The organism is Bacillus cereus group sp. BfR-BA-01310 (assembly GCF_022664325.1).
Lineage (GTDB): Bacteria > Bacillota > Bacilli > Bacillales > Bacillaceae_G > Bacillus_A > Bacillus_A paramycoides.
Genome location: NZ_JAKUHD010000001.1, coordinates 681,478 through 705,890, shown reverse-complemented (window position 1 = coordinate 705,890; position 24,413 = coordinate 681,478). Strand labels below are relative to the sequence as shown.

Genomic DNA, 24,413 nt, shown 5'->3' with positions numbered 1-24,413 from the left:
CCTATGTTAAAATGTCGTATAGACATTCTTTAATATTAAGGAGTTTTAAGAAAATGAAAAAGTTACTCCTCGTAAACGGTCCTAACCTAAATCGTCTTGGTGTCAGGGAAGTAAATGTATATGGAAAAGGAACGTTAGCGACGCTTGAAACAGATATGAAACAAGAAGCAGAAAAAATGGGAGTGGAGTTAGAATGTTTTCAATCGAATCATGAAGGAGCTATTATTGATATTATTCATGAGGCGGATGACATATATGAAGGAATCATTCTAAATCCGGGTGCATTTACGCATTATAGCTACGCGATTCGGGATGCTATCGCAAGCGTTTCGATTCCAGTTATTGAAGTACATATTTCTAACATTCATCAACGTGAGTCGTTTCGTCATGAATCTGTGACAGCGGCTGTTTGTGCGGGACAAATTGTTGGATTTGGTTTTTATGGCTATAAGCTAGCGCTATTTGCATTAATGGAGAAATTGAGGGAGGCATAAAGTAATGGAAAAGATCGAGAGATTAAGAAGTGCGTTTGATGAGGCTGGTATTGACGGTATCGTATTAACGAATGAACATAGCCGTAGATATATGGCGAATTTCACAGGAACAGCTGGAGTTGTACTAATTTCAAAAGAGCGTGCTCTATTTATTACTGATTTCCGTTATGTAGAGCAAGCTAGTAAGCAAGCGGTTGGATATGAAATCGTGCAGCACACAGGCCTAATTCTTGATGAAGTTGCGAAACAAGTAAAAGAACTTGGAATTCAAAAGCTAGGCTTTGAGCAAGATACCCTTACATATAGCTCTTACGTAACGCATAATGAAGCGATTGAAGCTGAATTCATCCCAACTTCTGGGCTTGTAGAAAAGTTACGCTTGATAAAGACTGATTCAGAGATTAAGATATTAAAGGAAGCTGCACAGATTGCAGATGCTGCCTTTGAGCATATTCTATCATTCATTCGCCCGGGAGTATCTGAAATTGAAGTGTCAAATGAACTTGAATTTTTCATGAGAAAACAAGGAGCAACATCTTCTTCGTTTGATATTATCGTTGCTTCAGGTCTTCGTTCGGCATTACCGCACGGCGTGGCATCTGAAAAAGTGATAGAAAAAGGAGATTTCGTTACATTAGACTTCGGCGCTTATTACAAAGGATATTGCTCTGATATTACTCGTACGATTGCAGTCGGTGAACCATCTGATAAATTAAAAGAAATTTATAATATCGTTTTAGAAGCACAACTACGTGGTGTGAACGGTATTAAAGCTGGTTTAACAGGCCGTGAAGCTGATGCATTAACGCGTGATTACATAACGGAAAAAGGATATGGTGAATACTTCGGACACTCTACTGGTCATGGAATCGGTCTTGAAATCCATGAAGCACCAGGTTTAGCGTTCCGTTCTGATACAGTACTTGAACCAGGTATGGCTGTAACAGTAGAACCAGGTATTTATATTCCAGGTATTGGCGGCGTACGTATTGAAGATGATATCATTGTAACGAGTGAAGGTAATGAGGTAATTACGAAATCACCAAAAGAACTTATTATTTTGTAATACACAGGAGGATTTTTTTACATGATTTCAGTAAACGATTTTCGTACAGGTTTAACAATTTCAGTGGACAATGCCCTTTGGCAAGTACTTGATTTCCAACACGTAAAGCCAGGTAAAGGTGCTGCGTTCGTTCGCTCTAAACTACGTAACCTTCGCACAGGATCTGTTCAAGAGAAAACATTCCGTGCAGGTGAAAAAGTAGAAAAAGCACACATCGAAAACCGTCGTATGCAATACTTATACGCGAGCGGTGAGGCTCACGTATTCATGGATAACGGAACTTATGAGCAAATCGAACTTGGTGAAAACCAAATCGAGCGCGAACTTAAATTCCTAAAAGAGAACATGGAAGTAGCAATTATGACATACCAAGGCGAAGTACTTGGTGTTGAACTTCCAAATACTGTTGAATTAAAAGTTACAGAGACAGAGCCTGGTATTAAAGGTGATACAGCTTCTAACGTAACAAAACCAGCTACATTAGAAACTGGTCTTGTTGTACAAGTACCAATCTTCATTAACGAAGGCGAAATGCTTATCATCAACACTGGTGAAGGTAAATACGTTTCACGTGCATAGTAAAAAAGCACTCGTGATAATCACGAGTGCTTTTTTTATCCCGCATTAACGGGCAGTAAAACTCCCACCTCAAAATTCGACTGGAGCAAAGAAGTTAGGTGGGAGATCAACTGCCCGTAAACGCCCGATTGGTTCAACTAATAATCAGTGGGGGGATGAACAACTCCCCCACTGATTATAGTTTCACTTTATAGGAAATAGGGCAGATAATAAATAATGGTTATTATAAAACTGAAAGCTGTAAGACTAGCAGTACCTATTGTGTAAGGGCTCCATGTCATTTGAAAAGGTTTTACCTTACCCGTTTTATATATAGTGTGATCAATGTTGGCATTTTGATTTATATTTAAAGCAATGAGCCAAATTGCACCGAACAGCGCGATGCTACCAAGGAAAAAGGTTTCCATAAATGACCAACCGACCATCTTTGAAAAAAGATAAATAAGAGCTAATTCTACTACAATTGTTAAACTAATTTTCAATACCTTCATATTTTCTCTCCTCATTTTGTGCTTCCAACCAATTTAAAAATTTCTCGCGGGATATAACATGCAGTACGCAAGGTGATTTTACTTCCTTTTCTAAAGCAGTATGTTCATCAGGGAAGCTATCTTCCACATGCAATGAAATATAAGGTAGTTTCTCTTGTGCTTTTAAAGAGCGAATGTTAGTCGTTTTAGCACCAGCGAATACGTATGTAAGTTGTAAGTCTAAAAATGCGATTTTAAAGATTTCTTTTTTAGCAGCCTCATTATATCCTTTTCCCCAATATGGATAACCGAGCCAACTTCCGATATGTGATTGTTTTTGATCATAATTAATATGTTTAAGTGTGGTGAGGCCGATTATTTCATTTTCTTCGTTTACAATCACTTTTGATAAGGAATGTTCTTTTCGTTCCTCTTCCATTGCAAATAGAATAAATGCTTTTGTATCTTCAACTGTTTCTACTTTTATTCCTAAAGCATTTTTTACATGTGGATCGCTAGATAGTTCAAAAATCGCATTTGCATATCGTAAATCAAGTGGTAATAAAGTAACGCTCTTCATCGTTTATGCCCCCTTTTCTATTAAATATATCATAAAATAATATGAATATTCAGATTTAAACGAAAGCAGTAGAGAAAAATTATGTTTTTACTTCTGAAATAGACAACCTCTGCATATGGTTGTACAAATATATTCTTTTTTAGAATTAGGAACTAGCAAACGTTATGGGAGAAGGTGGGAGAATGAAACAGTGGCTAGCGGCAATGGAAACATCCGTACTTGTGATGGGTTTACTTCGTTTGTTTTCAGGTAGCGCGGAAATATTCGCCGCTTTGCTTATGCTTTACGTGAATGATGCGAAAAAAGCATTGTTTATAAATGGTATGTTGGCGTTTGTTGGACCGACCGTATTAATTTTAACAATGACAATTGGTATAGCGAGTGTAGCAAGTGAGATTTCATTCCTGAAACTTTTTTTTCTAGCGCTTGGAATTGGCTGCATTTTTATCGCGTTGTTGAAATAGTAAGTCGAGTATAGTGGGGAGAAACTTATGAAAGAGGTATTAGAAGTTTTACCGAAAACGATGAAACAGTTAGTTGAAGATTGTAAGCAATACGATGTCCTAGAGGAAATTCGAGTTCGAATTGGAAGACCACTAGAATGTATCGCACATGGGGAAGTGTTTTTTTATGACTATGTTGCTACAGCGGAAGATGCAATCTACTTATTGAATAAATTAAGTCAATTTTCAATTTACACGATGGAAGAAGAGTTGAAACGTGGATATGTGACACTACGAGGGGGACATAGAATTGGCTTAGCGGGAAAAGTCATTACAGAAAAAAGTGAAGTAAAAATGATTCGAGATGTCTCTTCATTTAATATTCGTATTGCTCGTCAAAAAATAGGGATTGCTGAGCCGCTTTTGCCATATCTTTATGAATCACGATGGTTAAACACGATGGTAATTGGCCCACCACAAACGGGGAAAACAACACTTTTAAGAGATGTAGCACGCTGCATGAGTCAAGGAGTAAGCGCTTCGAAAATTTCTTCTTGTAAAGTAGGAATCGTTGATGAACGATCAGAGATTGCTGGATGTGTGAAGGGGATTCCGCAATATGATTTTGGTACGCGAGTAGATGTATTAGATGCTTGCCCAAAAGCTGAAGGAATGATGATGATGATTCGTTCTATGAGCCCAGATATATTGATCGTAGATGAAATTGGACGTAAAGAAGATAGTGAAGCGATTATGGAGGCGGTGCATGCAGGCGTTCAGCTTTTTATAAGTGCACACGGATTTTCTTATGATGATGTTGTGAAACGTCCATCGTTGCAGGCGGTGCTGGAACTTGGCGTATTTGATAGGTTTGTGGAATTGTCAAAAGCGAGAGGGCCAGGAACGGTTATGCAAGTGAAAGATAGATATGGAAAACCGGTATTACCGCATAGAAAGGCTCAAGGCGTATGGTGAAAATATTTGGTGCGGTATTAATAGTTGCTGTTAGCACTTTTTTCGGATTTTCATACGCTAAGCGATACAGCGAGCGACCGCGGCAGCTTAGGTTATTGAAGGCGGCATTGCAATCATTAGAAGCTGAAATTATGTATGGACACACACCTTTATCTGAAGCGGCTGAGCGATTAGTTAAACAAATGCCAAAGCCGCTAAATTGGATATTTCAAAGCTTTTCGAGGCGTCTAGAGAGCGGGGAACAAACAGTTAGAGAAGCTTGGAATGATAGCTTAAAGGAGAACTGGGCATTAACGGCGTTTAAACAAACCGAGCATGAGATTTTACAACAATTTGGTGAAACACTTGGACAACATGATCGTGAATCACAACAAAAACATATTCGCTTATGTATTACGCATTTGGAAAGAGAAGAAGGAGAAGCGAAAGCTTTACAACTCCAATATGAAAAAATGATAAAGAGTTTAGGAGTGCTAGCAGGGCTACTTATCGTAATTTTACTGCTATAGGGGGGAGAAAGGCGATGTCCATTGATGTTGGATTAATATTTCAAATCGCCGGAATCGGCATTGTTTTAGCTTTCATTCATACCGTACTAAAAGAATTAAAGCGAGAGGATATTGCAAATTGGGTTATCCTTGTCGGTTTTGTCGTCATTTTGTTTCATGTTGCATTTTTAATTAATACTCTGTTCGACAAGATTAAAAGTGTCTTTCTCTTCCAGTAAAGGAGGCGGTTCGAATCGAAATTATACAAATTGTCGGATTAGGCCTCGTTGCTACATTTTTAGCTGCTGTTTTAAATCAGCAAAAATCTAGTATTACATCGTTATTTATTGTGTTCGTTGGTAGCGTAATGTTTCTTCTCTTAATCGATCAAATTCATTCTATCTTGCAAATGATTGAGAGAGTGGCGAGTGAAGCGAAGGTTAGCAACGTATATGTAGAGACATTATTGAAAATTATAGGGATTGCTTATATCGCTGAGTTTGGTGCGCAAATTACAAAAGATGCTGGTCAAGGTGCAATCGCTTCGAAAATTGAATTAGCTGGGAAAATTTTAATTCTCGTTATGGCAATTCCTATTTTGACGGTTGTAATTGAAACAATTCTCGGGTTTTTACCTACGGGATAAGGGGGAGTGAATGTTGAGGAAGTTTGGAGCTAAGCTGCTATTTGCTTGCTTCCTTTTCTTTTCTTTACCGATTGTTGTACAAGCTTCTCCTGTAGAAACAAACGTCGTTGATCAACAATTGGATAAGCTCGGAATTGAAGATGTGAAGCAATTTTGGGACGGGCTTGTTACAAAATATGGAGGCTATTTACCAGAGAGTCAAAAAGGAAGCTTTATGGAGTTTGTAAAGGGAGAAAAAGAATTCTCCATAAAAGAGTGGATGATAGGTCTATTAAAATATTTATTTCACGAGCTTGTTGCAAATGGAAAGTTACTTGGAACGCTCATTATGCTCACAATTTTTAGTGCATTGTTGCAATCACTACAATCTTCTTTCTCAAAGAGTAGCGTAAGTAAAATTGCGGATGCAGTCGTATATATGGTACTTATTATTTTCGCTTTAAATAGCTTTTATGTTGTCATGACATATGCAAGAGAAACGATACAAACAATGGTAGATTTCATACTAGCCCTATTGCCAATTTTACTTGCACTGATAGCAACCGGGGGCGGTGTTGTTTCTGTATCATTTTTTCATCCAATCATCATTTTCTTAATGAATACGAGCGGGCTTCTGATGAATTATATCGTTCTACCACTTTTATTACTTGCAACTATATTAAGTATTGTAAGCACGATGAGTGATCAATATAAAGTTACGAAATTGTCCAAGCTTTTGCAGAACGTTAGTGTCGGGATTATCGGAATCTTTTTGACGATTTTTTTAGGGGTATTATCTGTACAGGGAACAGCGTCAGCCGTTGCTGACGGCATAGCTGTGAAAACTGCTAAATTTGTAACAGGAAACTTCATTCCTGTAGTAGGGAGGATGTTTACTGAGGCGGCGGATACTGTTATTAGTGCATCTGGATTATTAAAAAACACAGTCGGAATTATCGGGCTCGTTATTTTATGCTTAATTGTCGCTTTTCCAGCGATTCAAATATTTTGTATTGCGTTTATTTATAAATTCGCAGCAGCAGTATTGCAACCGGTTGGCGGAGGAGCAATTATTCAATGTTTAGATATTATCGGGCGAAGTATCATTTATGTATTTGCTTGTTTAGCTATCGTATCGTTTATGTTCTTTTTAAGTATCACAATTATTATTGCTGCGGGGAACATTACGCTCATGATGCGATAGGAGGTGAAGAGTATGCAATTTGTTACAGAGTGGATTAGAAATATTATCGTTTTTTTACTCTTGGCGACAATGCTTCATCTTATTCTTCCAAATTCAAACTTACAAAAGTACGTTAAATTCGTTGTAAGTCTATTATTAATTGTGTTAATTTTAACGCCCCTTTTTAAATTATTACAAACAGATGTGAACGAGGTAATCGCAAATTTTAACGAAGAAAAATATGTAACAGATGGATCAGTAAAAAATTCAATAGATTCGAAGAAAAAAGAAATACAAGCTCTAACACGTGCATATAGTTTAGAAGAGATGGCTACCAAAATGAAAAAAGAAGTAGGAAAAGAGTTTGAGAAAAAGTATGGTATGACAGTCTCTGAAATACAAATAGTTGCAGCGGAACATACAGAAGAAGTAAAGTCAGCGAAAGATATTCAATCTGTTGTTGTGACGTTGAAAGAAAAAGAACGTAGTAAAAATGATGCAATCGAAACAGTAAAGCAAGTTGAAATTAATACGAAAGAACCTCCAAAAAAATTAGAAGAAACGAATGTAGAAATGAAAGATTTCTTTTCAAGCAGGTGGCAACTAGAGGATAAACAAATCCAAGTTCAAATGGAAGGGAGGACAGGTAGAGTAAATGGACAATAAAGATAAAAATTCGAAGTTCTCATTTTTTCGAAACTTATTAAATAGGGATGAAAAAGAAAGTAATGAGAAGGGAAAAAAGGTAACACCTAAGTTTTTACTTGTCCTACTTATACTTGGGATTTTGCTTATGTTTTCTAGTAATTACTTTTCACCCAAAAAAGAAGAAGTACCTGTGTTTAAAGAACAAAAAACTCAAAACCAAGAAAAGGACGTACCAACTTTCGGACAAAAAAATAACGATAATATGTCAAATGTAGAAAAATATGAAAAAGCGTATGAGCAAGAATTGAAAGCCTCTTTAGAAGAGATAGCGGGAGTAAAAGATGTAACGATTAAAGTGAATTTAGATTCATCTGAAGAAAAAATACTTGAGAAAAATACGGTGAAACGCTCACAAACGACAGGTGAAACTGATAAAACAGGTGGGAAAAGGGAAGTAGACGACGAGTCTCTTGATGTAAAGACAGTCATTATACGTGAAGGTGATAAAGAAACTCCAATTGTTTTGCGAACAGAGAAACCGAAAGTACGAGGTGTTCTTGTCGTAGCAAAGGGAGTGGATAATATACAAATAAAAGCAATGGTAAAAGAAGCTGTGACACGATTGTTAGATGTGCCAGCTCATCGCGTTTCAGTATCACCGAAAAATTGATAGGGAGGAAATGAAGTGTTAAAAAAACAAACAGTTTGGCTATTAACGATGTTAAGTTTAGTGGTTGTACTATCTGTTTATTACGTGACAACTCCTGAGAAAATGAACAATGCGGCACCAACAACGAGTGAAAAGATGGGACAAGAAAAGCAAGGTGCTGATAAAGCGGTCACAAAAGAAACAACGAAAGAAACTACGAATAAAGAGACAACAAAAGAAAGTACGAGTAAGGAAACCACAAATAAAGAAACAGACAAAAAAGAGAATGCTAAAAAAGAAACAAGTAAAAAAGATGCTAACGTAACAGTTCAATCAAGTGATGAGAATTTCACAGCTTTACGTATGCAAATGGAAGATCAGCGTAGTGCTGAAAAAGAAAAGTTACAAGGTGTAATGAATTCATCAAAATCTTCAGCAGAAGAAAAGAGTAAAGCGAAAGATAATCTAGATGCAATCACTACAATGGAAACGAAGCAAGAATTACTTGAAACCGTGATTAAGTCTCAAGGTGGATATAAAGATGCTCTTGTAAGAGCTGATGGAACTGATATTAAAGTCACAGTTAAAGCGGCAAAGCATTCACAAAAAGAAGCGAATAAAATTATTCAGCTTGTAAGAAGTGAAGGCGGCCCAAAAGATGTAGGGGTAAAATTTGATCCATCAGTAAAATAAAGTGAACTTTAAATATCCTGTTAATACGGTTTAATTGTAAGGGGCATTTGTACTTTAAATTAGATAAAAAGAATAATAGAAAAAAGCTATCGCTTTCGATAGCTTTTTTCTATTTCATCTTTGTAGTTGCATTTAGTATTTTCAATTGGAAACGGGGAAATACGCTGTGAGTAAAAGATTAATGGTTCATGATACTGGTGATTACTTTTTCCGGATTTGACGTGGATGAAGAGAACCAATGTCCAAATCATTACGGCAGGCAAGAACAGAATGAGCCATATCATATGTCCACACCTCACTACAATAAATTTTCTACACTTTGAACATACTATTCTTTTATGAAGGAAGAATGAACGGCGCGTAAACAAAAAAATAATATTTGGTAAAAATATGTTTTTTTACCGTAGATAAAATGAAGAATACTGAGGGGATTACGTATTTACACTGTACAGTTTTGAAAATGTAAAGAATGTTTTTTTAGGAAGTGGTCTTGCCAATTTTGTGTGAAACTTGGTATTATTACTAGGTAATAAATTTTTAGTGGAATAATATTTTTACAGGAGTTTCAATTTATAATAAAGAAATATAAATTGGAATGTTTAAAAAATTTATCGTAAGATGGGAATAGTAAATATTTCTATTAGTAAATGTCATAGGAATGAAATGTCTAATAGAATGCATCGTATTTTTACAGTTAATCAATTTTATTGATGCCAATCTGTAAAAACGGGACAAACAAGAGTATGGGAGTGGATTTTACATGTTTAAAATTCAAGAAGTTCGTGAATTAATTAAATTAATTGATAGCTCTAATATTGATGAATTTGAATACAAAAAAGATGGTACAACAATCAAAATGAAAAAACGTGGTAATGAAGTTGTTACTATGCAAACACCGGTAACGAAACAAGTAGTACAACCAGTAGCACCTGTTGAAGTAGAAACAGCAGTAGCGGCAGCGCAAGTAGAAGTGCCAAAACAGGAAGAGAAGAAAGCTGTTCAAAATGAAAATCTACATAAAATCACATCACCGATGGTAGGGACATTTTATTCTTCTTCTTCGCCTGATACACCTCCATATGTAAGTGTTGGGGATAAAGTATCGAAAGATTCTATCGTATGTATTGTTGAGGCTATGAAGTTATTTAATGAAATTGACGCAGATGTGGAAGGCGAAATTGTTGAAATTCTTGTTAATAACGGACAGCTTGTTGAGTATGGACAACCGCTATTTCTTGTAAAAGCGTAATAAGGGAGTCTTTGTGATGATAAAAAAAGTATTAATAGCCAATCGTGGGGAAATTGCTGTACGAATTATTCGTGCTTGTAAAGAAATGGATATTGAAACGGTTGCAATTTATTCAGAAGCAGACAAAGAGTCACTTCATGTCCAAATTGCAGATGAAGCGTATTGTGTTGGACCAACGATTTCGAAAGAAAGCTATTTAAATTTGACAAACATTATAAGCGTTGCGAAATTGACAGGTTGTGATGCAATTCATCCGGGATACGGATTTTTAGCAGAGAATGCAGATTTTGCAGAATTATGCCGTGAGTGTAACTTGATTTTTATCGGTCCAAGTCCGGAAGCTATTTCAAAGATGGGCACAAAAGACGTTGCACGTGATACAATGAAAGAAGCAGGGGTTCCGATTGTACCAGGTTCACAAGGGATTATTAAAAATACCGAACAAGCGATCGAGCTTGCTAATCAAATTGGATATCCAGTTATTATTAAAGCGACTGCAGGTGGCGGTGGAAAAGGTATTCGTGTTGCACGCCATGAAGAAGAGCTTGTGAAAGGAATTCAAATTACACAGCAAGAAGCTAGTACCGCTTTTGGGAACCCTGGTGTATACTTGGAGAAGTACGTTGAAGATTTCCGCCATGTTGAGATTCAAATAATGGCAGATACACACGGAAATGCCATTCATTTAGGAGAGCGTGATTGTACAATTCAGCGCCGTCTGCAAAAACTATTAGAAGAAAGTCCATCACCTGCACTTGATGAAAACATTCGCAAGCAAATGGGTGAAGCGGCAGTTAAAGCGGCGGTAGCGGTTGATTATACAGGTGCTGGTACGGTTGAGTTTATTTATGAATATAAAACGAAAAGCTTTTATTTCATGGAGATGAATACGAGAATCCAAGTTGAACATCCAGTTACTGAAATGGTAACAGGGATGGATTTAATTAAAGAACAAATTCTTGTTGCTTCTGGAGAAAAGTTATCGTTACAGCAAGAGGAAGTACAATTTAATGGTTGGGCAATTGAATGTCGAATTAATGCGGAAAACCCTGCCAAAAAATTTATGCCATCTCCAGGTAAAGTAGAAATGTACTTACCGCCAGGCGGATTTGGTATTCGCGTCGATTCAGCTGTATATCCGGGATATTCAATTCCACCTTTCTATGATTCGATGGTTGCTAAATTAATTGTTCACGGAAAAACACGTGAAGAGGCAATTGCAAAAATGAAGCGAGCGCTCAGTGAATTTGTCATTGAAGGCGTACATACAACAATCCCGTTCCATTTGCAATTGCTAGATCATCCTGATTTTGTAAAAGGTGAGTTTAACACGAAATTTTTGGAAGAGCATGAACTTGTGACGCAGTGATACATTAAAGGAGGTTTTTTTCATGGCTGAACATATGTTAGATATGGGTCAAGATACAACTCTTGGAAAAGTAGAAATTGCACCAGAAGTAATCGAAGTAATTGCAGGTATTGCAGCTGCTGAAGTAGAAGGTGTAGCGGCAATGCGTGGTAATTTTGCTACAGATGTTGTTGAGAAGTTAGGTAAGAAAAATCATGGTAAAGGTGTAAAGGTTGAATTAGCGAACGAAGATATTATTGTTGACCTTTATGTTGTTATGTATTTTGGTGTAGCAATTCCAGTTGTTGCACAAAAAATTCAAGACAATATTCGCCAAGCACTCTTTACAATGACAGGACTTGAGCCAAAAGAAGTGAATGTTCACATCGTTGGCGTAACATTCGAAACACAAAAAACAGAAATCGAACCAGTGTAAGAGTGAAAAAGGTGCCTAGTAAAATAGGCATCTTTTTTATCGTTTCATTTCTTCACAAATTAAAACCCTCTAATTATTATACTATTTCAAAAAATAAGAAATAAAAAAGAAAATGTATCGTTTTTCCAAAAAACGTACATTGTGATAAGATATGGAACTTGAAGTTAATCTTTTTATTATTTTTCAGCCTTGTACCCCGTGTGTGAAACGATAAATTGTGTTATTATCATTGTATTATAAGGTTGGAAAATCAATGAAAACTGCAAGAGTAAGTGAATTGACGGCTTATAAATTATAATAATATAACAAAGCATAAGGAAAGACTTGAAGTATAAAGGAGAGTTACAATGAAACGTAGGACGGCTAGAGAAAGAGCAATGCAAGCATTATATCAAATGGATATTACAGGAGAATTAGAACCGAAAGTAGCGGTGGAAAATACGCTAGATGAAGGTGAAGAAACAAATGAGTTTCTAGAATCACTAGTTGTTGGTTTTGTCGAGAATAAAGAAGTAATTGATGAAGCGATTCGTCAAAACTTAAAAAAGTGGAAGTTTGAACGTATTAGTATTGTTGATCGCAGTATTTTACGTGTAGCTGTGTATGAAATGAAATACATGGAAGAAATTCCACACAATGTAACAATTAACGAAGCAATTGAAATTGCTAAAGCATTTGGGGATGAGGAATCTCGTCGTTTTATTAACGGCGTTTTATCTAATATAAAAGATACACTGTAATTTCTTTAAGGGGGAATCTTAAAATGGTAGCAGTAATCATCAAAGGAAATGAAGTTGCGGAGAAAAAACGAGCACAATTAAAAGAAGAAGTTGTGAAGTTAAAAGAGCAAGGGATTGTACCAGGATTAGCAGTTATTTTAGTTGGAGAAGATCCAGCATCTCGTTCTTATGTAAAAGGAAAAGAAAAAGGCTGTGAGCAAGTGGGAATCTATTCAGAGCTAATTGAACTTCCTGAAACGATTACTGAGGAGCGTTTGCTTGCTGAAATTGATCGTTTAAATGGAGACGACCGTATTAATGGCATTTTAGTACAATTACCTTTACCAAAACATATTGAAGAAAAAGCTATCATTGAAAGAATTTCACCTGAAAAGGATGTAGATGGATTTCACCCAATTAGCGTGGGGCGTATGATGACAGGACAAGATACATTCCTACCATGCACACCGCACGGTATTGTGGAATTAGTAAAAGAAACAAATCTTGATATTTCTGGAAAACATGTCGTTGTCATTGGAAGAAGTAATATTGTCGGTAAACCAGTGGGACAACTGTTTTTAAATGAAAATGCAACTGTCACATATTGTCATTCTAAGACGCAAAATATAAAAGAATTATCGAAGTTAGCTGATATTTTAATCGTAGCTGTTGGAAGAGCGAAAATGGTAACAGCTGATTATATTAAAGAAGGTGCGGTTGTAATTGATGTCGGTGTAAATCGTTTGGAAACAGGAAAGCTTTGTGGTGATGTTGATTTTGATAATGTATTGGACGTTGCGGGTTACATTACGCCTGTACCAAAAGGAGTTGGCCCAATGACTATTACAATGCTACTTCACAACACTGTTGAATCTGCAAAGCGTGCAGGTGTTGTTTGTAAATAATTTGAATCGGCTATGAGGAGAGAGCAATGGAGAAACAATATTTAACCGTTACAGCATTAACACGCTATATAAAAACAAAAATAGAGTACGACCCGCATTTGCAGTCTGTTTGGTTAAAAGGAGAAATTTCCAACTTTAAATATCATAGCCGTGGTCATATGTATTTTACATTGAAAGATGAAAATGCAAGAATTGCAGCGGTTATGTTTGCGGGTCATAATCGTAACATTAAATTCAGACCTGAAAATGGAATGAAAGTACTTGTAAAAGGAAAAATTTCCGTTTATGAGGCGAGTGGTTCTTATCAAATTTATATTCAAGACATGCAACCTGATGGAGTTGGAAATCTTCATTTAGCTTATGAACAATTAAAAGTCCGTTTAGAAGAAGAAGGGCTGTTTTCTCAAGTTTATAAGCGTCCAATCCCTGCGTATGCAAAAACAATTGGTGTTATAACGTCGCCAACAGGAGCAGCAATTCGCGATATTATAACAACGATTAAACGTCGTTATCCAATTGGAAACGTTATTGTGTTTCCTGTACTTGTACAAGGGGAGTCAGCGGCTCCCTCAATTGTACAAGCAATTCGCACAGCGAATGAAATGGGAGATATTGATGTTTTAATTGTTGGGCGTGGTGGGGGCTCTATTGAAGAATTATGGGCCTTTAATGAGGAAGTAGTTGCAAGAGCTATTTTTACAAGTGAAATTCCAATTATTTCAGCTGTAGGACATGAAACGGATTTTACAATTGCTGATTTTGTTGCTGATTTGCGTGCACCTACGCCGACTGCAGCAGCAGAACTTGCGGCACCTAATATTCTTGAATTGCAAGAGAAAGTGCTACAAAGAACTCTCCGTTTGCAAAGAGCGATGAGAGAGATGGTACATAAAAAAGAAGAAAAACTACAAGTGTTACAAAAATCGTATGCGTTCCGTTATCCAAGGCAAGTGTACGAACAAAAAGAAGAGCAGTTAGATAGGGCTCTTGAACAGCTTGTTTTAGCGAAAGAGCGTTATATAGATAAAAAAGTAAATCAATTAAAGCAACTTTCATTTTATTTAGAGAAGCACCACCCATCTCAAAAAATTATACAAACGAAAACTGCAATTGCAACGTTGCAAAAGCAATTGCAACGTGAAATGCAAACATTACTTCAAACGAAGGAGTTCGCATTTGTGAGAGCGGCTCAAAAGCTTGAAGCATTAAGCCCGCTTAAAGTAATGATGAGAGGGTATGGGCTTGTATACGATGAAGAGAAACAAGTATTAAAAAGTGTGAAAGATGTTAACCTTGGAGATGCTGTTTCGGTTCAATTACAAGATGGAATACTAGATTGTAGCGTATCGAGCATAGAGGAGCGTGAATTGAATAATGGAAAATAAGTTAAGCTTTGAAGAAGCAATTTCGCAGCTTGAGCATCTCGTTTCTAAGCTTGAACAAGGTGATGTACCTTTAGAAGAAGCAATTTCTTATTTTAAAGAAGGCATGGAGTTATCTAAGCTTTGTGATGAGAAATTGAAAGATGTACAAGAACAAATGGCAGTTATCCTTGGGGAAGATGGAGAGCTTGAACCGTTTACTGCTTTAGGAGATGAAGCATAGTGACACATATAGCTTTTGATGCTTTTTTGAAAGAGAGTAAAACTTTCGTAGAAGAAAAGCTTGTAAGCTATGCAAATGAATTACAATGTCCAAATGTGCTTCGTGAAGCGATGGCATATTCTTTGGAAGCGGGTGGAAAACGTCTCCGCCCGTTACTTTTATTTGCAACGTTACAAGCGTTTGGGAAAGAAAGAAATCTTGGCGTGGGTGCAGCTTGTGCCCTTGAAATGATTCATACATATTCGTTAATTCATGATGATTTACCTTGTATGGATGATGATGATCTAAGACGAGGGAAGCCCACAAATCATAAAGTATTTGGTGAAGCAATGGCGGTTTTAGCAGGAGATGGTTTGTTGACATATGCTTTTCAAGTTATTATGGCATATGAGCCAAAAGAAATCTCTGCTGAAAAAAAAGTAAGACTTGTACTTGAGCTTGCGAAAGCAGCAGGACCTGAAGGAATGGTTGCTGGACAAGTGGCAGATATGGAAGCCGAAGGAAAACGACTTACAATTAATGAATTAGAGTACATCCATAAGCATAAGACAGGAAAACTGCTTGAATTTGCTGTACTTGCAGGAGCGATACTTTCTGATGCTACAGAAGAGCAGGAAGAGAAGTTACTTACATTTGCGAAATATATCGGTCTAGCTTTCCAAATTAGAGATGATATTTTAGATGTAGAAGGTACAGAAGAAGAGATTGGCAAACCGATTGGTAGTGATGCTTCCAATGAAAAGAGCACATATACGACGTTATTTACTGTAGATAGAGCAAAATCTATTTTAGAGGAAACAATTGCAAAAGCAAAAGATGCTATTAACTCTTTACAATTACAAGATGAATATTTACTATCTATTTGTGATTTGATCGCAAAACGTAATAACTAAGATAACAGCGTTTTCATTTGTTGAGTCATTCATCATTTTATGATATAAATGTAGGAAAAGGTTTTTCTTTTCTTGTTATTGGCAAAAATATATGTAGATTACATTGCCGTTATCACTTCGTGTTAGCGGCTATTTTTTCATCGCGTAAAGAAATATGATGTATAATAGGGTAAGTGAAAAAATGGAAGTATTTTCTGAAACAGGACAAGATAAAAAGAATAGAAAAGAGAATTTCTTGTGTTGCGTAAATGTTTCTTATACTATTTGACATGTTGACAGATTATGAAATGAAAGTGAGTGATCCATGTGGATCTAACGCAAATTCAAAACCCTAGTTTTTTGAAAGATATGTCTATCAGTGAACTAGAGGGATTGAGTGAGGATATTCGTAAGTTTTTAATTGAAGAGCTTTCTCAAACAGGTGGACATATTGCACCTAATTTAGGTGTAGTAGAACTCACAATTGCTCTGCATAAATTATTTGATAGTCCGAAAGATAAATTTTTATGGGACGTAGGACATCAATCCTATGTACATAAAATTTTAACCGGGCGTGCGAAAGAATTTGGCACATTGAGACAATACCAAGGTTTATGTGGTTTCCCAAAACGCTGTGAGAGTGAGCATGATGTATGGGAAACTGGTCATAGCTCGACGTCACTATCTGCTGCGATGGGTATGGCTCTTGCGCGTGATATAAAGAAAACGAAAGAATATGTTATACCAATCATTGGAGATGGTGCTTTAACGGGCGGAATGGCTTTAGAAGCATTGAACCATATTGGGCATGAAAAAACAGACATGATTGTTATTTTGAATGACAATGAAATGTCAATCGCACCGAACGTCGGTGCACTTCATAATGTACTTGGTCGTTTACGTACTGCAGGGAAATACCATTGGGTGAAAGATGAGCTGGAGTATATATTAAAGAAAATCCCAGCAGTCGGTGGGAAAGTGGCTGCGACAGCAGAAAAAATAAAGGATAGTCTAAAATATTTACTAGTATCAGGTGTCTTTTTTGAAGAATTAGGCTTTACATATTTAGGTCCGGTCGATGGGCATGATTATGAAAAGTTATTCGAAACGTTGCAATATGCAAAGAAAACAAAAGGCCCAGTACTTGTTCATGTTATTACGAAAAAAGGAAAAGGTTATAAACCAGCTGAGAGTGACGTTATTGGAACTTGGCATGGAACAGGACCTTATAAAATTGAATCAGGTGACTTTGTTAAGCCGAAGGAAGTTGCACCGGCATGGAGTGCTGTTGTTAGTGAAACAGTGCTTAAGCTAGCGAGAACGGATGAACGTATCGTTGCAATTACGCCTGCGATGCCTGTTGGATCGAAACTTGAGAAATTCCAAAAAGAATTTCCAGATCGCATGATTGATGTAGGTATTGCAGAACAGCATGCTACAACAATGGCAGCAGGTATGGCAACGCAAGGGATGAAGCCGTTTTTAGCAATTTATTCAACATTTTTACAAAGAGCATATGACCAAGTTGTTCATGATATATGCCGTCAAAATTTAAATGTTTTCATTGGAATAGATCGCTCTGGATTAGTAGGAGCAGATGGTGAAACACATCAAGGTGTATTTGACATCTCATTTTTACGTCACTTACCGAATATCGTGTTGATGATGCCAAAAGATGAAAATGAAGGGCAACATTTAGTATATACGGCAATGCAATACGAAGACGGACCAATCGCTTTACGTTATGCACGTGGTAATGGACTTGGCGTTCATATGGATGAAGAATTAAAGGCGATTCCAATTGGTACGTGGGAAACGTTAAAAGAAGGTACACAAGCAGCAATTTTAACATTTGGTACGACGATTCCAATGGCAATGGAAGCAGCTGAGCGTCTTGAAAAGGCTGGAGTTGCAGTGAAAGTAGTGAACGCTCGCTTTATTAAACCAATGGATGAAGCGTATTTACATGATCTCTTAGGAAAGAATATACCGATTTTAACGATTGAAGAAGCTTGTTTAATCGGTGGTTTTGGAACGGGAGTAGCTGAATTTGCGTCTGAGAATGGATACCATAGTGCATTAATTGAACGAATGGGTATTCCAGACCGTTTCATAGAGCACGGAAGTGTAACAAAATTATTAGAAGAAATTGGTTTAACGACAGATGCTGTTGTAGACCGTATTCATACAATGATTCCATCAAAACAAAAAAGGGCGTAACAAATGAGCGTAAAAAAAGAAAGAGTAGATGTACTATTAGTAGATCGAGGACTTATAGAAACGCGTGAGAAGGCTAAACGTGCTGTTATGGCAGGTCTTGTATATGCGAATGAAATGAGACTCGATAAGCCAGGGGAAAAAATTCCGCAAGATACGGAGATTACGGTGAAAGGGCAAGTTATGCCGTATGTAAGCCGTGGTGGTTATAAGCTTGAAAAGGCGTTAGAAACATTTCAACTTGATTTACAAGATAAAGTTATGATAGATATCGGTTCATCAACTGGTGGTTTTACAGATTGTGCGCTTCAAAATGGAGCGAAGTTATCCTATGCATTAGATGTAGGATATAATCAACTTGCGTGGAAATTGCGTCAAGATGAGCGTGTTGTTGTGATGGAACGAACGAACTTCCGTTACGTGACACCGGCAGATTTAGAGCGTGGTTTACCTCAGTTTGCAAGTATCGATGTTTCATTTATATCATTAAAGCTTATATTGCCGGTTTTAAAAACAATGCTTATGCAAAATGGTGATGTAGCGGCATTAATTAAACCGCAGTTTGAAGCTGGGCGAGAGCAAGTCGGGAAAAAAGGTATTGTTCGTGATAGAAAAGTACACGAGGCTGTCGTGGAAATGATTGTCGATTTTGCTCTGAAAGAAGGCTATGATATAGAAGGTTTAACATTCTCACCTATTACAGGTGGAGATGGTAATATTGAATTTTTAATTCATCTAAAGTGGCACGGTGAACGTGAGAATGGCGAAAATCATTCTCCAGTTTCTATTGAGCAAGTTGTTACAGAAGCACATGAGGTTTTAAAACAAAAAGGGAAAGGGGAATAACATATGTTGTTCCTCTTTTTGTTGTAATTGTATAATGATTGTAAAAACAATTGTGTACAAGTAACGGATTATACGTTAACATAAATAAGTGAAGTATACCAATGTTTAAACTATGGTAAGAGATAGTGTGAGGTGCAAATGTATGAATAAAGGTCAGCGCCATATTAAAATCAGGGAAATTATTGCGAACAAAGAAATTGAAACACAAGATGAACTAGTTGATATTTTACGTAATGAGGGATTTAATGTAACGCAAGCAACAGTATCACGCGATATTAAAGAACTGCATTTAGTGAAGGTGCCATTACATGATGGTCGCTATAAATATAGCTTGCCAGCAGATCAACGATTTAACCCGTTGCAAAAATTAAAACGAAATCTAGTGGATTCATTTGTAAAATTAGACACGGCAGGACATATGCTTGTGCTAAAAACATTGCCTGGTAACGCTCATTCACTTGGGGCACTTATTGATCATTTAGAGTGGGATGAGATCATCGGAACCATTTGTGGTGATGATACTTGCTTAATTATTTGCCGTACACCTGAAGATACAGGTGTTGTCTCTGATCGTTTCTTAAATATGCTGTAACAGAAAAATCTTGTTTGCTTTCCTCTGTAAAGTGGAAAGCAAACAAGATATTTTTATTGGCTAAAAATATGGATTTTTAAATACAATACATTATTTTTTTCGAATAAAGTTAGAAAATAGGTGGATTGACCCGTAAAACAAATGTTTGGTACAATGGAGCGGGTTAGAAGAGTAATTTATACATATAAACATATAGTATAACTATTTGAATGAAGAATACTGAGAAAAGCCCTTAATAGGGGATTAGTTAATAACGAGGTGAATGGGGCATTGTTATCGGAATTATCGATTAGAAACTTTGCTATTATTGAGGCATTAAATATTTCTTTCCAAAAAGGTTTAACTGTTTTAAGTGGTGAAACAGGAGCTGGAAAATCCATTATTATTGATGCAATTAGTTTGCTTGTTGGTGGCCGTGGTTCAGCGGAATTTGTTCGATACGGAACAGAAAAGGCTGAGATAGAGGGATTATTCTATGTAGAAGATGATAAGCATCCATGTATCGCAAAGGCAGAAGAGTTAGATATAGAAATAGAAGATGGTATGATCATTTTGAAGCGTGATATTGCTGCGAACGGAAAAAGTGTATGTCGTGTAAATGGGAAACTTGTTACACTCAGCATATTAAAAGAGATTGGGAAAACGCTTGTTGATATTCATGGACAGCATGAAACGCAAGATTTAATGAATGAAGAACGTCATATGTTTATGCTCGATCATTTTGATGGAGATCGTATTGTTAAACAATTGGACGTATATCAAAATGTATACGCAGACTATGAGAAATTAAAAAAACAGTTGAAATCTTTAAGTGAAAATGAACAACAAATGGCCCATCGTCTAGATTTAATTCAATTCCAACATGAAGAAATTCGTAAAGCGGATTTAAAAATGGATGAAGAATATGAATTGACTGAGGAACGATTAAAAATCTCCAATTTTGAAAAGATTTATAAAGCGTTAGGAGATGCGTATCGTTCGTTAAGTTCGGACGGACAGGGGTTAGATCATGTAAGGAATGCAATGGCACAAATGGAGAGTATTACGCACTTAGATGAAGCGTATCAAGAAAATCATGATTCAATTGCAAATAGCTATTACTTATTAGAAGAAGTTGCATATCAGCTTAGAGAAAAGTTAGATATGATGGAATATGATCCGAAACGTTTAGATGAAATTGAAACGCGTTTGAATGAAATCCGTATGTTAAAGAGAAAGTATGGAAATACTGTAGAAGAGATTTTAGTGTATGCAGATAAAATTGAACAAGAAATTTTTACGATTGAAAATAAAGACGTACATATTGAAACGACGAGAAAGCAGTTAAAGGAATTAGAAGTTGTTATTCTAAAAGAGGCAACGTTGTTAAGTGATATGCGTCATGAACTTGCAGATCATCTTACAAGCGCAATTCATCAAGAGTTAAAAGAACTATATATGGAAAAAACGAAATTTGAAGTGAGAATCATGAAGAGGGAAGGAAACGCAGAAGAACCTCTTGTAGAAGGAACACCGGTGAAACTTACGACGGATGGCTACGATCATGTGGAGTTTTATATTTCAACGAACCCAGGTGAACCGTTAAAGCCACTTTCAAAGGTCGCTTCTGGCGGAGAGTTATCTCGTATTATTTTAGCTTTAAAAAGCATTTTTTCTAAGCATCAAGGTGTTGCATCTGTTATTTTTGATGAAGTGGATACGGGTGTGAGTGGTCGGGTTGCACAGGCTATTGCGGAAAAAATTTATCGTGTATCAGTAAACTCGCAAGTACTTTGTATTACGCACTTACCTCAAGTAGCTTCAATGGCGGACTCGCATTTATTTATTAGAAAGCAAGTGGCGAATGATCGGACGATTACATCCGTTACTGTGTTAAGTACGGATGAAAAAGTAACAGAAATTGCTCGAATGATTTCTGGTGTGGAAATTACAGATTTAACGACAGAACATGCGAAAGAGTTACTTACGCAAGCACATCATTTCAAGCAGACAGCAGAGGCTATCCAGTAATGGATAGCTTTTTTTCTCAAATGACGATTTCTTAATTCTTCCGGTTATAAATAAAGCACTGCAAGGAGAGATTAAAAAGTGAAGCCAAGAGGCTGAATGTGGGGTAGGAGCGAGGAGAGTGAACAAATTGAAATTAGAAAGATTTCGAAAAATAATAGGTCTTTGTCTCCTTGTTTCTCTAGTTCTTATTGGATGTTTTAAACCGCTTCGAACGTTTATTTCATCCCCGAAGCAACTTGTTGTTTTTGAAGGACAACAATCAGAAATAGCATCATTACCAGTTTTTAAGGCCTCATCTACAAATCGTAATGTATTTACAGTAAGTTCAAATGAACAAGAACTTATGGTAAATTCTCACCAAAATGGTGAAGCTGATATGGTGTTTCAACTCGCTGGTTTTCCAGTGAAAAAAGTAAATGTGAAAGTATTAAAAGATTTTAAAGTTATCCCAGGTGGACAATCGATTGGTGTGAAATTGAACACAAAAGGTGTACTTGTTGTAGGCCATCATTTAATTCAAACTGAAAAGGGTAAAGTATCTCCTGGTGAAACAGCTGGTGTACAGATTGGGGATATGATTACTGAAATTAATGGTAAAACAATTGAAAGAATGAGCGATGTAGCACCATTTATTCATAATAGCGGAGAAACAGGTGAACCGCTTAATCTTGTTTTATTAAGAGATGGAAAATACATTCGCACTAAGCTAACACCACAAAAAGACACTGGCGAATCCTCTTACCGAATTGGACTATATATTCGTGATTCAGCAGCTGGTATCGGAACGATGACATTTGTACATCCAGATTCCATGAAATATGGGGCGCTTGGTCATGTGATTTCCGATAATGATACAAAAAAGCCGATTCAAGTAGAAGATGGACAAATTATGCGTTCGACAGTAACGTCTATTGAAAGAGGGAGTCACGGGAACCCAGGGGAAAAATTAGCAAGATTTTCACCAGACCGTGAAGTAATTGGTAATATTACAGTAAATAGTCCGTTTGGTATTTTTGGGAAATTGAACACAAATATGACAAACGGTATAATGGATAAAGCAATGCCTATCGCATTATCCCATCAAGTAAAAGAAGGGCCAGCGAAAATATTAACAGTTATTGATCAAGATAAAGTAGAAGCATTTGATATTGAAGTTGTTAGCACAGTACCGCAAAAGTTCCCAGCTACAAAAGGTATGGTAATAAAAGTGACAGATAAACGCTTGTTAGCGAAAACAGGTGGCATTGTACAAGGGATGAGTGGAAGTCCAATTGTACAAAATGGAAAAGTAATTGGTGCTGTTACACATGTATTTGTAAATGATCCAACGTCAGGATACGGTGTTCATATTGAATGGATGTTACATGAAGCTGGAATTAATATTTATGATCAAGAAAGAAAAGCGAGCTAATACATATTAGCTCGCTTTTCTATTGAAAAATTCGTTGAAATTTTGTAAAAGCTCCGCAAGAGCTGTTTTTTGTTGTAAAATATAAGCAAAGGGTTGAACGTTTCGCTGGAATTCTATGATGGAATGTGTTGCGAAAGAAAAAAAATGAACGATAAACATATTTTTTTGTGATTTTATCGGAAAGTAAGAAACTTTAAAAGGGAATTTTCACACAATTGTCGAACAATTCATGTAGCCTAGAAGCTTACACATGTCGGAAGAATCGATTCGGTAAGGGAGGAAAAGCTGTGGAAAAAATTAAAGTATGTCTTGTGGATGATAATAAGGAATTGGTATCAATGCTAGAGAGCTATGTTGCTGCTCAAGATGATATGGAAGTTATCGGAACTGCTTACAATGGCCAAGAGTGTTTAAATTTATTAAAAGACAAGCAGCCTGATGTTCTTGTTTTAGACATTATTATGCCACATTTAGATGGTCTAGCTGTGCTAGAGAAAATGCGACATATTGAAAGGCTAAGACAGCCTAGCGTAATTATGTTGACAGCATTCGGGCAAGAAGATGTGACGAAAAAAGCAGTTGACTTAGGTGCTTCATATTTCATATTAAAACCATTTGATATGGAGAATTTAACAGGTCATATTCGTCAAGTGAGTGGTAAGGCAAATGCTACCATTAAACGTCCATTGCCATCTTTCCGATCAGCAACAACAATAGATGGAAAACCGAAAAACTTAGATGCGAGTATTACAAGTATCATTCATGAAATTGGTGTACCTGCTCATATTAAAGGATATATGTATTTAAGAGAAGCAATCTCTATGGTGTATAATGATATCGAATTGTTAGGATCTATTACGAAAGTGTTGTATCCAGATATCGCAAAGAAATACAATACAACAGCAAGCCGCGTCGAGCGTGCAATCCGTCATGCGATTGAAGTAGCTTGGAGCCGTGGGAATATTGATTCTATTTCGTCCTTATTTGGTTATACAGTATCAATGTCCAAAGCAAAGCCTACGAATTCCGAGTTCATCGCAATGGTTGCGGATAAGCTAAGACTTGAACATAAGGCTAGCTGAGAGTAGAAGTAATAAAGGGTTAACTCTTTAGCAAAGCCGACGAATTCTTGAAACCTATACTTAATATCAATTTTAAAATCAATAAACCTTTCACTCAAAGACCAATGAATTGTATGATTCGTTGGTCTTTTTATTTTGTCGAAAAGTAAGTTCAATTTCATCCAAATTTTTTTGGGGAGATAAATTAAAAGGACTCATTCAACTTTATGGAAAACAAAACCTATATTT

Annotated in this window: 29 protein-coding genes; 26 read left to right on the top strand and 3 right to left on the bottom strand. The window is 36.5% G+C overall.

Annotated features, from left to right (window positions below):
• Positions 1–53: 53 nt before the first annotated feature.
• From aroQ to efp, 3 genes are read left to right on the top strand one after another with little or no spacing between them, the layout of a single operon-like run.
• Positions 54–494, top strand: coding sequence for a type II 3-dehydroquinate dehydratase (gene aroQ / locus MR109_RS03655; RefSeq protein WP_002111769.1), 441 nt, complete (start codon positions 54–56; stop codon positions 492–494).
• A 4-nt stretch (positions 495–498) separates the two neighbouring features.
• Entirely contained in the window at positions 499–1,560 is a 1,062-nt protein-coding gene (gene pepQ / locus MR109_RS03650; RefSeq protein ID WP_071718645.1) for a Xaa-Pro dipeptidase, read from the top strand.
• A gap of 21 nt (positions 1,561–1,581) precedes the next feature.
• The gene (efp, locus tag MR109_RS03645; RefSeq protein WP_071718646.1) at positions 1,582–2,139 is read left to right on the top strand and encodes an elongation factor P; all 558 of its coding nucleotides are present in this window, start codon (positions 1,582–1,584) and stop codon (positions 2,137–2,139) included.
• Between the two features lie 188 nt (positions 2,140–2,327).
• Here the strand turns inward: efp and MR109_RS03640 are convergent, their stop codons facing one another.
• Both MR109_RS03640 and MR109_RS03635 read right to left on the bottom strand, forming a co-directional pair.
• A complete protein-coding gene (locus MR109_RS03640) occupies positions 2,328–2,630 on the bottom strand; it encodes a hypothetical protein (RefSeq protein WP_242271092.1) in 303 nt (100 codons plus the stop codon).
• Complete coding sequence (locus tag MR109_RS03635) at positions 2,611–3,189, bottom strand: GNAT family N-acetyltransferase (RefSeq protein WP_242271090.1); 579 nt, start codon at positions 3,187–3,189, stop codon at positions 2,611–2,613. Before MR109_RS03635 ends, MR109_RS03640 begins: the two co-directional genes overlap by 20 nt.
• 182 nt (positions 3,190–3,371) lie before the next feature.
• Here MR109_RS03635 and MR109_RS03630 point away from each other — a divergent pair, with 182 nt between their 5' ends.
• From MR109_RS03630 to MR109_RS03590, 9 genes are read left to right on the top strand one after another with little or no spacing between them, the layout of a single operon-like run.
• A complete protein-coding gene (locus MR109_RS03630) occupies positions 3,372–3,653 on the top strand; it encodes a YqhV family protein (RefSeq protein ID WP_000816054.1) in 282 nt (93 codons plus the stop codon).
• A gap of 27 nt (positions 3,654–3,680) precedes the next feature.
• Positions 3,681–4,607: a stage III sporulation protein AA gene (gene spoIIIAA / locus MR109_RS03625; RefSeq protein ID WP_025150063.1), complete on the top strand. Its 927-nt coding sequence runs from the start codon at positions 3,681–3,683 to the stop codon at positions 4,605–4,607.
• Positions 4,601–5,116, top strand: coding sequence for a stage III sporulation protein SpoIIIAB (spoIIIAB, locus tag MR109_RS03620; RefSeq protein ID WP_048374157.1), 516 nt, complete (start codon positions 4,601–4,603; stop codon positions 5,114–5,116). The genes spoIIIAA and spoIIIAB overlap by 7 nt, the downstream gene beginning before the upstream one ends.
• 14 nt (positions 5,117–5,130) lie before the next feature.
• On the top strand, positions 5,131–5,334 hold the full coding sequence (gene spoIIIAC / locus MR109_RS03615; RefSeq protein ID WP_000020914.1) for a stage III sporulation protein AC: 204 nt from the start codon (positions 5,131–5,133) through the stop codon (positions 5,332–5,334).
• 23 nt (positions 5,335–5,357) lie between these two features.
• Positions 5,358–5,741 (top strand): stage III sporulation protein AD, encoded by a 384-nt coding sequence (gene spoIIIAD / locus MR109_RS03610; RefSeq protein ID WP_082147950.1) that lies wholly within the window; start codon positions 5,358–5,360, stop codon positions 5,739–5,741.
• Positions 5,742–5,751: 10 nt separating this feature from the next.
• Positions 5,752–6,924, top strand: a complete 1,173-nt coding sequence (gene spoIIIAE, locus MR109_RS03605; RefSeq protein ID WP_025150065.1) for a stage III sporulation protein AE — start codon at positions 5,752–5,754, stop codon at positions 6,922–6,924.
• 12 nt (positions 6,925–6,936) lie between these two features.
• Positions 6,937–7,569 (top strand): stage III sporulation protein AF, encoded by a 633-nt coding sequence (spoIIIAF, locus tag MR109_RS03600; protein WP_025150066.1) that lies wholly within the window; start codon positions 6,937–6,939, stop codon positions 7,567–7,569.
• A complete protein-coding gene (spoIIIAG, locus tag MR109_RS03595) occupies positions 7,559–8,221 on the top strand; it encodes a stage III sporulation protein AG (protein WP_242271082.1) in 663 nt (220 codons plus the stop codon). Before spoIIIAF ends, spoIIIAG begins: the two co-directional genes overlap by 11 nt.
• Positions 8,222–8,236: 15 nt before the next feature.
• Positions 8,237–8,893, top strand: a complete 657-nt coding sequence (locus MR109_RS03590) for a SpoIIIAH-like family protein (RefSeq protein ID WP_098303847.1) — start codon at positions 8,237–8,239, stop codon at positions 8,891–8,893.
• Positions 8,894–8,979: 86 nt separating this feature from the next.
• On the opposite strand, the gene MR109_RS03585 is transcribed toward MR109_RS03590, so the two are convergent.
• Positions 8,980–9,177: a DNA recombination protein RecO gene (locus MR109_RS03585; protein WP_082147949.1), complete on the bottom strand. Its 198-nt coding sequence runs from the start codon at positions 9,175–9,177 to the stop codon at positions 8,980–8,982.
• A gap of 476 nt (positions 9,178–9,653) precedes the next feature.
• On the opposite strand from MR109_RS03585, the gene accB reads away from it, so the two are divergent.
• The 14 genes from accB (at position 9,654) to spo0A (ending at position 24,185) form a co-directional block, all read left to right on the top strand.
• A complete protein-coding gene (accB, locus tag MR109_RS03580) occupies positions 9,654–10,142 on the top strand; it encodes an acetyl-CoA carboxylase biotin carboxyl carrier protein (RefSeq protein ID WP_048374153.1) in 489 nt (162 codons plus the stop codon).
• 16 nt (positions 10,143–10,158) lie between these two features.
• Complete coding sequence (accC, locus tag MR109_RS03575) at positions 10,159–11,511, top strand: acetyl-CoA carboxylase biotin carboxylase subunit (RefSeq protein ID WP_048374152.1); 1,353 nt, start codon at positions 10,159–10,161, stop codon at positions 11,509–11,511.
• A gap of 22 nt (positions 11,512–11,533) precedes the next feature.
• Positions 11,534–11,926 (top strand): Asp23/Gls24 family envelope stress response protein, encoded by a 393-nt coding sequence (locus MR109_RS03570; protein ID WP_000807630.1) that lies wholly within the window; start codon positions 11,534–11,536, stop codon positions 11,924–11,926.
• Positions 11,927–12,273: 347 nt separating this feature from the next.
• Positions 12,274–12,666 (top strand): N utilization substance protein NusB, encoded by a 393-nt coding sequence (gene nusB / locus MR109_RS03565; protein ID WP_048374151.1) that lies wholly within the window; start codon positions 12,274–12,276, stop codon positions 12,664–12,666.
• Positions 12,667–12,689: 23 nt separating this feature from the next.
• A complete protein-coding gene (gene folD / locus MR109_RS03560; protein WP_071718655.1) occupies positions 12,690–13,550 on the top strand; it encodes a bifunctional methylenetetrahydrofolate dehydrogenase/methenyltetrahydrofolate cyclohydrolase FolD in 861 nt (286 codons plus the stop codon).
• Positions 13,551–13,576: 26 nt separating this feature from the next.
• On the top strand, positions 13,577–14,935 hold the full coding sequence (gene xseA / locus MR109_RS03555; RefSeq protein ID WP_048374149.1) for an exodeoxyribonuclease VII large subunit: 1,359 nt from the start codon (positions 13,577–13,579) through the stop codon (positions 14,933–14,935).
• On the top strand, positions 14,925–15,155 hold the full coding sequence (gene xseB / locus MR109_RS03550; RefSeq protein WP_002173406.1) for an exodeoxyribonuclease VII small subunit: 231 nt from the start codon (positions 14,925–14,927) through the stop codon (positions 15,153–15,155). Before xseA ends, xseB begins: the two co-directional genes overlap by 11 nt.
• The gene (gene ispA, locus MR109_RS03545) at positions 15,155–16,048 is read left to right on the top strand and encodes a (2E,6E)-farnesyl diphosphate synthase (protein WP_025150071.1); all 894 of its coding nucleotides are present in this window, start codon (positions 15,155–15,157) and stop codon (positions 16,046–16,048) included. The genes xseB and ispA overlap by 1 nt, the downstream gene beginning before the upstream one ends.
• Positions 16,049–16,354: 306 nt before the next feature.
• On the top strand, positions 16,355–18,247 hold the full coding sequence (dxs, locus tag MR109_RS03540; protein ID WP_242271080.1) for a 1-deoxy-D-xylulose-5-phosphate synthase: 1,893 nt from the start codon (positions 16,355–16,357) through the stop codon (positions 18,245–18,247).
• Between the two features lie 3 nt (positions 18,248–18,250).
• Complete coding sequence (locus MR109_RS03535; RefSeq protein WP_242271079.1) at positions 18,251–19,090, top strand: TlyA family RNA methyltransferase; 840 nt, start codon at positions 18,251–18,253, stop codon at positions 19,088–19,090.
• 142 nt (positions 19,091–19,232) lie between these two features.
• Positions 19,233–19,682, top strand: coding sequence for an arginine repressor ArgR (argR, locus tag MR109_RS03530; protein WP_001032581.1), 450 nt, complete (start codon positions 19,233–19,235; stop codon positions 19,680–19,682).
• Between the two features lie 270 nt (positions 19,683–19,952).
• Positions 19,953–21,692 (top strand): DNA repair protein RecN, encoded by a 1,740-nt coding sequence (gene recN / locus MR109_RS03525; protein WP_242271078.1) that lies wholly within the window; start codon positions 19,953–19,955, stop codon positions 21,690–21,692.
• A 118-nt stretch (positions 21,693–21,810) separates the two neighbouring features.
• Entirely contained in the window at positions 21,811–23,103 is a 1,293-nt protein-coding gene (gene spoIVB / locus MR109_RS03520; RefSeq protein ID WP_002173401.1) for a SpoIVB peptidase, read from the top strand.
• 287 nt (positions 23,104–23,390) lie between these two features.
• Positions 23,391–24,185: a sporulation transcription factor Spo0A gene (gene spo0A / locus MR109_RS03515; RefSeq protein ID WP_002173400.1), complete on the top strand. Its 795-nt coding sequence runs from the start codon at positions 23,391–23,393 to the stop codon at positions 24,183–24,185.
• Positions 24,186–24,413: the final 228 nt, after the last annotated feature.